This is a genomic window from Marinobacter sp. EhC06 (genome assembly GCF_001650915.1).
In the GTDB taxonomy this organism is placed as follows: Bacteria; Pseudomonadota; Gammaproteobacteria; order Pseudomonadales; family Oleiphilaceae; genus Marinobacter.
Genome location: NZ_LXYO01000033.1, coordinates 130,614 through 143,186 on the forward strand (window position 1 = coordinate 130,614; position 12,573 = coordinate 143,186).

10 protein-coding genes are annotated in these 12,573 nt (G+C 57.6%); 2 read left to right on the plus strand and 8 right to left on the minus strand.

Annotated features, from left to right (window positions below):
- Positions 1 to 9 precede the first annotated feature (9 nt).
- A complete protein-coding gene (gene hemN / locus A8B84_RS16415; RefSeq protein WP_082905198.1) occupies positions 10 to 1,428 on the minus strand; it encodes an oxygen-independent coproporphyrinogen III oxidase in 1,419 nt (472 codons plus the stop codon).
- A gap of 220 nt (positions 1,429 to 1,648) precedes the next feature.
- Here hemN and A8B84_RS16420 point away from each other — a divergent pair, with 220 nt between their 5' ends.
- Positions 1,649 to 3,181, plus strand: a complete 1,533-nt coding sequence (locus A8B84_RS16420; RefSeq protein ID WP_064227610.1) for a cryptochrome/photolyase family protein — start codon at positions 1,649 to 1,651, stop codon at positions 3,179 to 3,181.
- A gap of 15 nt (positions 3,182 to 3,196) precedes the next feature.
- Here the strand turns inward: A8B84_RS16420 and A8B84_RS16425 are convergent, their stop codons facing one another.
- The 7 genes from A8B84_RS16425 to A8B84_RS16455 all read right to left on the minus strand — a co-directional run bounded on the left by A8B84_RS16425 (position 3,197) and on the right by A8B84_RS16455 (position 11,190).
- Complete coding sequence (locus A8B84_RS16425; protein WP_064227609.1) at positions 3,197 to 4,315, minus strand: ABC transporter ATP-binding protein; 1,119 nt, start codon at positions 4,313 to 4,315, stop codon at positions 3,197 to 3,199.
- An 18-nt stretch (positions 4,316 to 4,333) separates the two neighbouring features.
- Positions 4,334 to 5,203, minus strand: coding sequence for a carbohydrate ABC transporter permease (locus A8B84_RS16430; RefSeq protein ID WP_014578203.1), 870 nt, complete (start codon positions 5,201 to 5,203; stop codon positions 4,334 to 4,336).
- Positions 5,196 to 6,122, minus strand: a complete 927-nt coding sequence (locus A8B84_RS16435; protein ID WP_064227608.1) for a carbohydrate ABC transporter permease — start codon at positions 6,120 to 6,122, stop codon at positions 5,196 to 5,198. Before A8B84_RS16435 ends, A8B84_RS16430 begins: the two co-directional genes overlap by 8 nt.
- A 53-nt stretch (positions 6,123 to 6,175) precedes the next feature.
- Positions 6,176 to 7,435 (minus strand): ABC transporter substrate-binding protein, encoded by a 1,260-nt coding sequence (locus tag A8B84_RS16440; RefSeq protein ID WP_064227607.1) that lies wholly within the window; start codon positions 7,433 to 7,435, stop codon positions 6,176 to 6,178.
- A 36-nt stretch (positions 7,436 to 7,471) separates the two neighbouring features.
- Positions 7,472 to 8,911 carry a carbohydrate porin gene (locus tag A8B84_RS16445; protein WP_064227606.1) on the minus strand — a complete coding sequence of 480 codons (1,440 nt, stop codon included), beginning with the start codon at positions 8,909 to 8,911 and terminating at the stop codon, positions 7,472 to 7,474.
- Between the two features lie 109 nt (positions 8,912 to 9,020).
- Entirely contained in the window at positions 9,021 to 10,487 is a 1,467-nt protein-coding gene (locus tag A8B84_RS16450) for an ATP-binding protein (protein WP_064227605.1), read from the minus strand.
- The gene (locus tag A8B84_RS16455) at positions 10,474 to 11,190 is read right to left on the minus strand and encodes a response regulator (RefSeq protein ID WP_064227604.1); all 717 of its coding nucleotides are present in this window, start codon (positions 11,188 to 11,190) and stop codon (positions 10,474 to 10,476) included. The genes A8B84_RS16450 and A8B84_RS16455 overlap by 14 nt, the downstream gene beginning before the upstream one ends.
- A 120-nt stretch (positions 11,191 to 11,310) precedes the next feature.
- Here A8B84_RS16455 and A8B84_RS16460 point away from each other — a divergent pair, with 120 nt between their 5' ends.
- A complete protein-coding gene (locus A8B84_RS16460; protein WP_064227603.1) occupies positions 11,311 to 12,555 on the plus strand; it encodes a substrate-binding periplasmic protein in 1,245 nt (414 codons plus the stop codon).
- Positions 12,556 to 12,573: the final 18 nt, after the last annotated feature.

The following is a 12,573-nucleotide window of genomic DNA, read 5'->3' on the forward strand; positions in this document are numbered from 1 at the left end:
CAACTACTGTCAGATAATCCGGGAGAACCGCTGGCTGGCGCCTTCTTTGCGATACAGGTCAAAGATCTGGCAGATGGCCCGGATCAGCAGGCGGCCGGCGGGCTGAACCTGAAGGGCATTGCCATCATCAGCAATCAACTCATCCTGAATCATGGGCTTCAAACGGCTGAGCTCATCGGCAAAATACCGGTTCAGATCTTCCTGCCAGACATCTGCAAACAGCTGACGGTCCAGCCGGAACTGGCAAATCAGCTGGCCGATCACCCAGCGGCGGATTCGGTCGTCCCGAGTGAGGTTGACGCCTTTGGTGATGGCCAGCTGGCCCGCATCAATGGCCGCCTCCCAGGAAGGGAGGTCGTGATTGTTCTGGAAATAGGCATCGTCCGTCTGACCGATCGCGGAAACGCCTAGGGAAACCAGATCGCACTCGGAGTGGGTGGTGTAGCCCTGGAAATTCCGGTGCAGACGGCCTTCCCGTTGCGCCACGGCCAGACTGTCGTCCGGCTTGGCGAAGTGGTCCATGCCAATGTATTCGTACCCGGCGTCCAGCAGGCGGTTGATGGTGTTGTGCAGGATGGTCAGCTTCTGCTGTGGACTGGGCAAGGTGTCCCCCTGAATCCGGGTCTGCGGATAGAAACGGTCCGGCAGGTGAGCATAGCTGAACACTGACAGCCGGTCCGGTGACATCTCAATCACCGCTTCCAGGGTTTCCGCAAAGCTCTCCGGGGTCTGATAGGGCAGGCCGTAAATCAGATCCAGGTTGATGGAACGGAAGCCTATGCGCCGAGCCTCGCTGAGCACGGCTTCGGTCATGGCCCGGGGCTGGATGCGGTTTACGGCTTTCTGAACCTCCGGGTTTACATCCTGTACCCCCAAACTGATCCGGTTAAAGCCCAGGTTCCAAAGGGTTGGCAGGGTATCCTGGTCCACTTCCCGCGGATCAATTTCCACACTGTAATCCCGCTCATCACCGGTTTGCAGGTTGAACAGCTCCCCGTATCCCGCCATCAGGTGTTCCATCACATCTTTAGGCAAAAACGTCGGGGTACCGCCACCCCAATGCAGCTGTGTCACTGGCCGGTCGGCCCCGAACAGTTTTGACTGGATAGCCGCCTCTTTCAGCACCCGCTCAACATAGGGCATCGCCTTGTCGCGTTTTTTGGTAATGACCTTGTTGCAGGCACAGTAGTAGCAAAGGTGCGCACAGAACGGCAGGTGGGTGTACAGCGACAGCGGCCGGCCACTGGCCTTGCTGCGAGCCGCGGCTTTGACCATGTCCTCAATGGGGTAGTTCTGGTTGAACTCGACGGCCGTGGGATAGGAGGTGTACCTCGGGCCGCTTAGGTCATAGCGGCGAATCAGGGCGTCATCCCAGATGAACTCTGGCAGTGTTGAGTCTTGGGCTTTGAGTGCGGGGTTGGAAGTCATAATAAGCGCTCTGGGATAAAACGGGGCATCCAGGATTTGCCGGCATTTTAGGGCAATCCCTTGGCTGGCTTTTTGATTCGGGTCAGGTGACTGATGGTTTCAGTTTACCAGTCCGGTTACTGAACCACCCTTGGGCTCTTGGCGTACTTGGTTTACCCCTTTGTGGGCATTGGCTGATGTCATTGCTCCTGCAACCTGATCGACTGGAGAAATCTTCACCATGGCTAACCTGATTCTGATCCTCGGCGACCAATTAACGAGAGACATCAGCGCCCTCGAAGACGCCGACCGCAACCGGGATCTGGTGGTGATGGCCGAAGTCCATGAGGAAGCGAGCTACACCAATCACCACAAGAAGAAAATCGTGCTGCTGTTCAGCGCCATGCGCCACTTTGCCCGGCAACTGGAGAGCGATGGCTGGCAGGTTCATTACCAGGCCTATCATCCGGACAACCAACACCAGAGCCTTGAGGCCGTGGTTGGCGAACAGGTGAAGCGGCTCAATGCGGAAAAAGTAATCACCACCGAGTGTGGCGAATGGCGACTGCATGACCAGATCAGTGGCTGGCACGAACGCCTCGGGGTGCCGGTGGAGATTCGGCCGGATACACGGTTTATTGCATCCAAACAGGAGTTTGCCGACTGGGCCGAAGGCCGCAAGCAGTTGCGGATGGAATTCTTCTACCGGGAGATGCGGCGCAAGACCGGTTTGTTGATGACCCCCGAGGGCGAACCGGAGGGCGGACAGTGGAATTTTGATGCCGACAACCGGAAGAAATGGACCGGCAAGCCGCCGGCCCCGGCGCCGTTCCGGATAGAGCCGGATGCCATTACCCGGGATGTGATCGGTCTGGTGGACGAGCATTTCGGCGATCATTTCGGCACCACCGACGATTTCCATTTTGCCGTGACCGCCGAGGACGCGCAGGCGGCGCTAGAACACTTTATTGATTTCGCCCTGCCCTGTTTCGGCGATTATCAGGACGCGATTTCCGATACCGAGGACTGGCTGTTTCACTCCATTCTTTCGCCCTATATCAATGCCGGGCTGCTGGATCCTCTGACGGTTTGCGAGGCGGCCGCCCAGGCATGGTATTCAGGGCGAGCGCCGATCAACGCGGTAGAGGGATTCATCCGGCAGATCCTGGGTTGGCGGGAGTTTGTTCGGGGCATTTACTGGATGAACATGCCGGGATATGCGCAGGAGAACCGGCTGGGCAACACCCGCGCCCTGCCCTGGTTCTACTGGACCGGGGACACGAAAATGCGGTGCATGCACAAGGCCATTGATGCCACCCGTCGAAACGCCTACGCCCACCACATTCAGCGCCTGATGGTTACCGGCAACTTCGCGCTGCTGGCCGGCATCAAGCCGGAGGAGATCTGCGACTGGTACCTGGCGGTATACGCCGATGCCTACGACTGGGTGGAACTGCCCAACGTCCTTGGCATGGTGATGCACGCCGATGGCGGCTACCTGGGCTCAAAGCCCTATGCCGCCAGCGGCAAGTACATCCAGCGCATGTCGGACCACTGCGCCAACTGCCACTACAAGGTAAACAAGGCCACTGAAAATGATGCGTGCCCGTTCAACGCCCTGTACTGGCATTTCATCGATCGCCATCGGGACGACTTTGCCAAAAACCCGCGTATGGGCATGATGTACCGGAACTGGGACAAGCAGAAGCCCGAAAAACGGGAAGCGCTGCTCCAGCGCGCCGAATACCTGCTGGCGAACGTGGAGCAACTTTAAAACCGCAACAGCCAATCAGTGCGGGGCGATCCGCTTCTCAGTTTCCGGATCGAAGAACACGACCTTCTTCATATCGAACATCAACTCGGCAGTCTCGCCCCAGGTCACCGGGTGTTCCGGATCAATCCGGCAATGAACGTTGGTATCGTTTAGCTGAATCAAAGCAATCACGTCCGGGCCGGTGGGCTCGGTCACTTCAATGGTGAACTCGCCCTTCGCCACCAGGGTCTGGTCGTTCTTCTGATCCTGGGGCTGGGTGATGTGCTCCGGGCGGATACCCAGAATCACCTTTCTGCCAACCCGGTCGGCCAGGAATTCCGGCACCGGCAGCTTCAAGGCCCGGCCATCATTGCCACGCACTTCCGCCTGAAGACCACCTTCCCCCTGTTCCACAGTCACCGGCACAAAGCTCATGGCTGGTGAGCCCATGAAGCCTGCAACAAACAGGTTTTCCGGCCGGTCATAGACTTCTTTCGGCGTACCCAGCTGTTGTAACTCACCATCCTTGAGCACGGCGATCCGGTCTGCCAGGGTCATGGCCTCTATCTGGTCGTGGGTTACGTACACGATGGTGGTTTTCAGGCGCTGGTGCAGTTTCTTGATCTCGGTGCGCATCTCCACCCTCAATTTGGCATCCAGGTTGGAGAGCGGCTCGTCGAACAGGTAAATCCGTGGTCGGCGGGCCAGGGCTCGGCCCATGGCTACCCGCTGCTGCTGGCCGCCAGACAGGTTTGCCGGCTTCTTGTTGAGCAGTTGGGAGATTTGCAGTAAATCGGCCACCCGCTCTACTTCCTGATCAATCTCGTGCTTGGGTAAACCGCGGATTTTCAGGCCGAATGCGATGTTCTCGCGCACGGACATGGTCGGGTACAGGGCGTAAGACTGGAATACCATGGCGATGTCCCGGTCTTTTGGTTCCATGGTGGAGATGTCCTTGCCGTCCAGGACTATCGAGCCATCGGTGATGGTCTCCAGGCCGGCGATGGTATTCATCAGGGTGGATTTACCACAGCCGGATGGGCCCACGAGTATCAGGAATTCACCGGAAGCGATGTCGATGTCGATGCCCTTGAGGGTTTCCTCGGCAACGCCCGGATAGGTTTTGCGGATGCTCCGCAGTTCCAGTTGAGACATTATTGTTATCCTCTCAGGTCAACCTTTGACAGATCCGGCGGTCAGGCCCCGGATGAAGTATTTGCCGGCGACGATATAGACCACCAGGGTTGGCAGCGCCGCGATCATGGCTGCTGCCATATCCACGTTGTATTCCTTCACCCCGGTGCTGGTGTTCACCAGATTGTTGAGCGCCACGGTGATGGGCTGGCTATCACCGCTGGCGAACACCACGCCGAACAGGAAATCGTTCCAGATCTGTGTGAACTGCCAGATCAGCGACACCATGAATATGGGTGTGGACATGGGCAGCAGAATGCGGAAAAAGATGGTAAAGAAGCCGGCGCCGTCCAGCCGTGCGGCCTTGATGAGGGCATCCGGAATGGCCACGTAGTAGTTCCTGAAGAACAGCGTGGTGAACGCCACCCCGTAGATCACGTGCACCAGCACCAAGCCGCTGGTGGTATTGGCCAAGCCAAGTTTTCCGAGGGTTGCCGCCATGGGCAACAGGACCACCTGGAACGGAACAAAGCAGCCGAACAGCAGCATTCCGAAAAACAGGTCAGAGCCCTTGAACTTCCACTTGGACAGCACGTAGCCGTTGAAGGCACCCAGCAAGGTGGAAATCAATACCGCGGGCACGGTCATCTTGAACGAGTTCCAGAAATACCCGCTGATTCCCTCACACTGAACACCGGTGCAGGCCTCGGACCAGGCTTTGGTCCAGCCAATGGTGGTCCAGTCCGTGGGCAGGGCCATCAGGTTGCCGGTTCGGATGTCCATAGGTGTCTTGAAGCTGGTCACCAGCATGATGAACAGCGGAATCAGGTAGACCAGGGCGGCCAGGAGCAAAAGCCCGTAGATGGCCACGCGGCTGGGACGAAAGCCGGTGCGAACCACATCAGTCATGGCGTTTCTCCCTCAGTTCCGAATACAGATAAGGCACGATCAGGGCCAGAATGGCGCCCAGCATCAGCATGGCACTGGCGGACCCCAGGCCCATCTGACCCCGGGTGAAGGTGTGGGCATACATGAATACCGCCGGAAGGTCGGTGGAGTAGCCCGGACCGCCAGCGGTCATCGCCATCACCAGATCAAAGCTTTTGATGGCTATGTGAGCCAGAACCATCACTGCGCTGAAGAATACCGGCCGCAGGGAAGGCAGGATGATTTTCCAGTAGATCAGCGGCAGGCTGGCGCCATCAACCCGGGCGGCGCGGATAATGGAGGAATCCACACCGCGCAGCCCCGCCAGAAACAGAGCCATGACGAAGCCGGAGGCCTGCCAGACCGCGGCCATCACGATGGTATAGATAGCCATGTCCGAGCTAACCAGCCAGTCGAAACTGAACGAAGTCCAACCCCAGTCGTGCATCAGCTTTTCCAGCCCAAGGCTGGGGTTCAGAATCCATTTCCAGACGGTGCCGGTGACAATCATCGACAGGGCCATGGGGTACAGATAGATGGTACGGATAGCACCTTCCTGGCGAATCCGCTGATCCAGGAAAATCGCCAGTATCACGCCAATAACCAGGCAACTGAGAATGAAAAGACCGCCAAAGATGCCCAGATTGATGGAGGCGGTTAGCCAGCGGTCGTTAGCCATCAGCTTGGCGTACTGATCGAAGCCGACAAAGTCATACACCGGCAGGAAGCTGGAGCTGGTGAACGACAGCACACCGGTCCAGAGCATGTAGCCGTATATGCCAACACCGATAAGGACAAATGTGGGCGCTACAACCAGCTTTGGCAGCCAGCGCTGCAACGCGTCGAGAAAGCGTGACGGCGCCCTGGCCACCCTGGCGGGTTGGCGTTGAGTGTGTTCCATGATGAGTCTCCCGAGAGGATCGGGGGCCACCCGAACGGGTGGCCCCTACCGGATCAGAGTGCCGCCTGGATAGCTGCTGCCAGCTGGTCAGTGGCCCGGACCGGATCCTTGTTATCGGAGTTCACGAAGTTGGTGACAACATCAAAAATCTGGCCCTGCACGTAACTGGTGGTAGCCAGGCCGTGGGCAAAGCTGGGCACCAGGCCGCCATCATCAGCACTGCTCTTGAAGGTATCCATGGATGCCTGGGCACAGGTGTCAAAGCCGGACATATCCATGTCGGTACGGACCGGGATCGAGCCCTTGGCCTTGTTGAACACGGTCTGAAACTCCGGCTCCATGATCGTGCGAGCCAGGTCTTTCTGCGCCTTGGTGTTGTCCTCATCGCTGAGACTGAACATGGCGAACGAGTCGACGTTAAAGGTGAACTGACCACCAGTACCCGGTGCCGGGGCACAGATGTAATCCTCGCCAGGAGTCAGGCCAGCAGCGGTGAATTCCCCCTTGGCCCAGTCGCCCATGATCTGCATGGCCGCTTCGCCTCGAATGACCATGCCGGTGGCAGTGTTCCAGTCACGTCCGGCTGCGTTGTCATCCACGTAGCTCATCACCTTGGCAAACTCGGCAAAGACCTCTTCCATCTGTGCGCTGTTAATCACGTCCATGTCGTGCTCAACAAACGCCTTGGCGAAGTCTTCCGGCCCCATGACGGCCAGAGCCACGGCTTCGAAAACCGTTGCGTCCTGCCAGGGCTGACCACCATGGGCCAACGGAATAACACCATCAGCTTCCAGCTTCTCCGCCGCGGCGTAGAATTCTTCCAGGGTCTTGGGCACAGAAACCCCTGCGTTCTCAAGTACCTCCGGGTTGGCCCAAAGCCAGTTAACCCTGTGCACATTCACCGGCACGGCGACATAGCTGTCCTCGTATTGCATGACATCGGCAATAACCGGCGGAATCAACTGGTCCCAGTTGTTCGCCTCGGCCACATCATCCAGGCTGGTGAGAAAGCCCAGCTTGGCCCATTCCCGGATATCCAGGCCCTTGATCTGGGCGGCAGCCGGGGGGTTGCCTGAGACAGCGCGGGTCTTGAGCACAGTCATGGCCGCTTCACCGCCGCCACCGGCCACGGCAAAGTCTTTCCAGGTGTGGCCCTGCTCTTCCATCATTTCCTTGAGCGCGGCCGCGGCGCGGGCTTCGCCGCCAGCGGTCCACCAGTGCAGAACTTCAACTTCGCCGGCCTGAATGGCCTGGGCCGGAAGCAACGCCGCAGATACGGCTGCAGCAGCAATTGTTTTCTTGAACATAGTCATGGTCAATTCCTTCCTGTTTTGTTGTCTTGATCAGGTTCAGAACCAGATTTCCATCTGGGTACCAAAGGTCCACTGACCGCTTTCGAAATCACTGTCGACGCCAAGTGCATCGCCAGCAGCGTATGTCTCGAGCTCGTCATCCCAGGTTGAGTAACTTGCAAACACGCGGATTTCAGGACGGTTCCAGAACCCGCCAACCTGGGGCTTGAAGGTGGGCGCTATAGTAAAACGGCTGTAGTCGCCATCCACCGCACTTCTCCCCTGATAGCCCAGAGTGGTGAGATCCATAGTCTGCCAGGAGGCTTCATACTGCATTTCAAAGTTCGCACTCAACTCCTGGGCGAGACGGGCATTGAACGTCAGCCACTGGTATTCGTCGCCCTTGATGTAACGATCTTCACTGGTTTCCGCCAGAATCGCCGGCACGAACCGCCAGTTTTCGCTGAGATAGGTCGTGCCGTAGACAGCCACACGGGTGCTGACTGCATCCTCATGCAGGTCGCCATCGGCGCCGATGTTCTTGGTCTCGGCACCCAGGCCGGTGCCGTGGATTATCGCGGCCTTGAAGTTACCGTCCGAGAGTCCGAAGAAACTGTCCCCGTGGTACGCCAGCATGGTGTGCAGGCCGGTCTCGGCAGCTTCCGTGACACCACCGACCACCCGCAGATCGTTTTCCTGGGCCTTCATACCATTGATCAGCCACTGGACGTTACCGAAGTAGTTATTGGCGGTAAGGATCAGATTGTCTGTGTCCGATGTGATGTCCTGGTCCTGAATGTCGGAAGGGAATTCCAGAAAGCTTCGGCCATAGAGGGAGAAGTTTGATTTCACGCTGTCCGAAAACGTTACGTCATAGACACCGGCGCCCAGGCCACCCAGAAAAACGATGTCGCTGTCGAGCCAGTGGATGTCAAAGTCCAGGTCCCGGTCAAAACGCTTGCCGGCCCAGATCGCGGACTCCTCGAAAATACCGGAGAAGCTGGCCAGGTTACTGAATTCCACATAGGCCTGACGAACGTTCAGGGCGCCGTCACCGGCTGTCCAGTCATTCGAGGACGTCGTGGAATCGGCAATCATCAGCCGGTAGTGGGATTTGGTCCCATTCTCGGCCACCTGTTTGTAGTTCAGGATCGCTTCAAGGTAGGTATCGGGTTCATTGCCGAGGCGGCCTACGGCGCCACCAACGGAACCCGCGGGGGTCAGGTAGGGACCGCCCGGGGCACTTTGCAGATCACCGTTCAGAAGCAGACCAGAGCGGGCGTAGGTGTTGAAGGAGAAACCTTCCAGACCATTGGCCTTCGGTTCAACTTCGGCCAGCCTTGCCTCGAGGTCAGCGAGGCGGTCCTCTACGCTCTGGTCCTGAGCCTGTGCCTGTCCGGCCGTCAGTCCCAGCGATGCCAGGACAACTGCGGTTGTTAAAAGGCGTACGCTTGAGGTTTTTCTTGCAGGGGTAGTGCCATAGGTAACATTGAGCATTCTTGACTCCTTGTTTTTGTTTTATTGGCACTCTGGAGTCTATGGCAAGAAACGAACACGCTACGTATCAAAGGGAAATGCCCATGTAACAAGGTTGTTACATGGGCTATCAGTGGCGGGGCAAGGTCAGTTCTACATGCAGCCCACCGGCGGAACGGTTACTGATGTCCAGCTCACCGCCGTGGCTTTGCGCAATGTTGCGGGCTATTCCCAGACCGAGACCAAAACCCTGGTGCTGATTTTTGTCGAGCCGGTAATAGGGTTCGAAAATGCGGGACAACTGGTCTTCGGAAACACCGGGGCCCTCATCCTCCACGTGGATCACCAGTTGGCCCGCCATGTCTTCAATTCGCACCATGGCTTTGTCGCCATACTTGACGGCGTTGTCCACCAGGTTTCCAAGACATCGTTTCAGAGCCAGTGGCTTGCCCCGGTATGGCCGGCAATGGCCCTGCACGGTCACCCGGTCAGGCCCGTCTCCCTGATAGGCTTCCGCCATTCCCCTGAGCATACGCTCCACATCCACGGGCTCGGCGTTCTCGTGTATATCGGTGTCTTTCATGGACTGAAGGGCATTTTTCGCCAGCAATTCCAGTTCATGGAGGTCCGCCTCCAGGCGTTCGCGCATAACATCGTCGTCAATCAGATCCACTCGCAAACGCAAGCGTGTGATCGGGGTTTTGAGGTCGTGGGAAATGGCACGGAATAGCTGGTTCCGGTCGCTGATATAACTCTGCAATCGGCGACGCATGGTATTAAAGCTCCGGGTCACCGCCAGAATCTCTGCACTGCCCTTCTCAACCAAAGGTGGCTGATCATCCTCGAGGGGCAGATCCCGGGCGGCCTTGGCCAGCTTACGCAACGGCCGCGTCTGTTGTCGGATAAGCCACGCAAGTACTGGAAACAGTATGGCGATCATCACCACCAGAAACAGGATCTGTTGCCCTGGTATCCCCTCATCCTCAAGTGACACGTAGGGGGCTGGCAGTGCCGCCGCCAGGTACAGCCACTCACCGTCTGTGACTTCGACCTGGGTAACCAGAACCGGCGGATTCAAAGGCTCCAGGGTAAGTGCATAGTGGGCCCAGGATTGCGGCAGGGCATCCAGCGGCAATTCACTGTTGAGAATCCGTAAACTGGCGGGATCCACGAATTCAACATGCAGGTTGATCCGGTTTCCCAGCCGTTTGCGCAACACCAGCTCGACTTCTTCGGTTACCAGCCGCTTACGCTCGCTGTCTGGTAGCGGCTCCATATTGATAAGCTTGTCATTGAGCGAAACAAAAAACCGCGTTCCCCCCATATCGCGCAGTTGATCCAGCACAATGTGCCGGTATTCCAGCGGGAGCGAGTTGAAGAATTGCGCGGTAGCCGCAGCCGACTGCGCAAGGTTGCGGGTGGTAGCCACCAGCCCCTCAACCTGCTGGGCCCGGAACGTGGCAATCCAGGCGGCGCTGGAAATGATCTGGGCACTCGCCATTGCCAACAGGGTCAGCAGCAATACCCGTCCGAGCAGTGAGGAGGGAAACCAGCGCCAGTTTTTCTTCTCCGATTCACCCGCGCTACTCCGAAACATGGGCCACCGTTGCTGCCAGCAGGTAGCCGGCGCCCCGTACTGTCTTGATCAGTCTGGGGTTGCGGCCCTGATCGCCAAGACGTTGCCTCAGGCGACTGACAGCCACATCCACTACCCTGTCCAGGGGCATGGACTCCCGGCCACGGGTAACGTCGGATATGGTGTCACGATCCAGCACCTCATTGGGATGACGGAGAAACAGCTGGAGCAGGGCGAAGTCTGCACCGGAAAGTGCCGTGCCCTGCTGATTCTCGTCGATCAGTTCGTGGGCCAGGGTATCCAGCCGCCAGCGATCAAAGATGACGTAGCGAGGATTGTCGGATCGACTGAAACTCGCCCTGCGAAGAAGGGCTTTCACTCGGGCCTGAAGTTCCCGGGCACTGAAGGGCTTGGCGAGGTAATCATCGGCGCCCAGTTCCAGGCCCACAACCCGGTCGGTTTCGTCAGAGCTCGCCGTGAGCATAATGATAGGCACCCGACTGTGTTCACGAATCTGCCGGCACAGAGTGAAACCGTCATCGCCAGGCAACATGACATCCAGAACAATCAGATCGACGTGGGCCGAGTCCAGCTGCAGGCGCATCTGTTCGCCGTCGCCCGCGGTCAGGACCTCGTACCCTACCCGGGTCAGATGCTCCTCTAACAGCTCACGGATAGCAGCGTCGTCATCCACTACCAGGATCGATGCTTTTCTTTCATTCATTGGTTGGTCTTTGTTGTTATTCATGCCTATCAGAATATGTCCTAACGTTGTGCAGCAAAAGCCCCATAATGGTGCTAGCCTGACGTAAGGATTGTTCACATCACGGATGCTGCCTTCACCATGAACCTTCGACTCGCTCTGAGTCTGACAACAATACTGTATTCAACCGTGTGTCAGGCTCAGCCTCCAACACTGAACCTCTACACCTTCGAAAGCCCACCCTATCAGGTGGCAAGCCAGGAGAAGGGTGGAGCCAATCGAATTTCCGGCGAAACCGCAGACACGGTGGTTTGTGCTGCAAACCGCGCTGGCTGGGCAACACGCATCCGGATTACGCCCCAGAATCGCGCCATACACTCGCTGGAACGCAACATGATCGATGGTTATTTTGCCATTGATCCCTCCGCAGAGCTCGACAACATAGCAGAACGCAGCGATCCGGTGGCTCTGGAGAAATGGTACTTTTTCACCGGGGGCGATAAAGCGTTCACCAACAACCTGCGAATCGGAGTAGTGGCCGGCAGCAACGAAGAAGCCTGGCTGGAAGCCAACGGCTATGCCATTTTTTTGAGCGTGTCTTCGCCATCGCAGTTGCTCGCGCTACTCAAACGGGGACGAATCGATACCGCAATGATGGATGAGCGCGTCATGAACCGTCTCCGTTACGAAAACGATTCGGAGGGCGCGCAACTCAATGCCCATTTTGTCCGTTACGCGCCGCTTTATCTGTACCTCAGCGAAGCCTTTGTTTCCGACTATCCGGATTTTCTCGGCACTTTCAACCGCACTCTGAACAGTTGCATGGCCGGTCAGCTTGCACTGTCCGAAGAGGAAGAACGCCGTATTACGGAACTATCAGGCCGCCTGCTCAAAGAAATGAACAGCATTCTGGACATCCGCCAGATCATTGATGCAGGCCCCAGGCAGGAAAGTTTTACCGATGTAATGACCATCGACAGTCAGTGGCAGGCCTTGTCACCGGTCGCGACACCGGAGCTGGCCGCGTTGATCCTGGCACTTCCGGGCTCTAAAGCACTGCAGGCCTGGCAACTATCACACCGGGGCCTGGTCACCGAAGTGATGCTGGTAAATGACATGGGAACCCTGGCCGCGATGAGCCGGCTCACTTCCGACTACTGGCAGGGCGACGAACCAAAGTTCCAGAGGGTCATTGAGAGCCGGGCGCCGGGCGCCAATACCGGCAGGCCGCTGTACATATCACCAATTCGCTATGACACCTCAGCGGCGAGGTTTCAGGTCACCGCCAGTGCACCGGTGTTATCTGGCAATGGCGAAGCGGCCATTGGTGTTGTCGTGATCGGGCTCAGTATCGAGGAGGCTCTAAGCGACTCTGAGAAATACTGATCATTGTCGTCGCTTTCT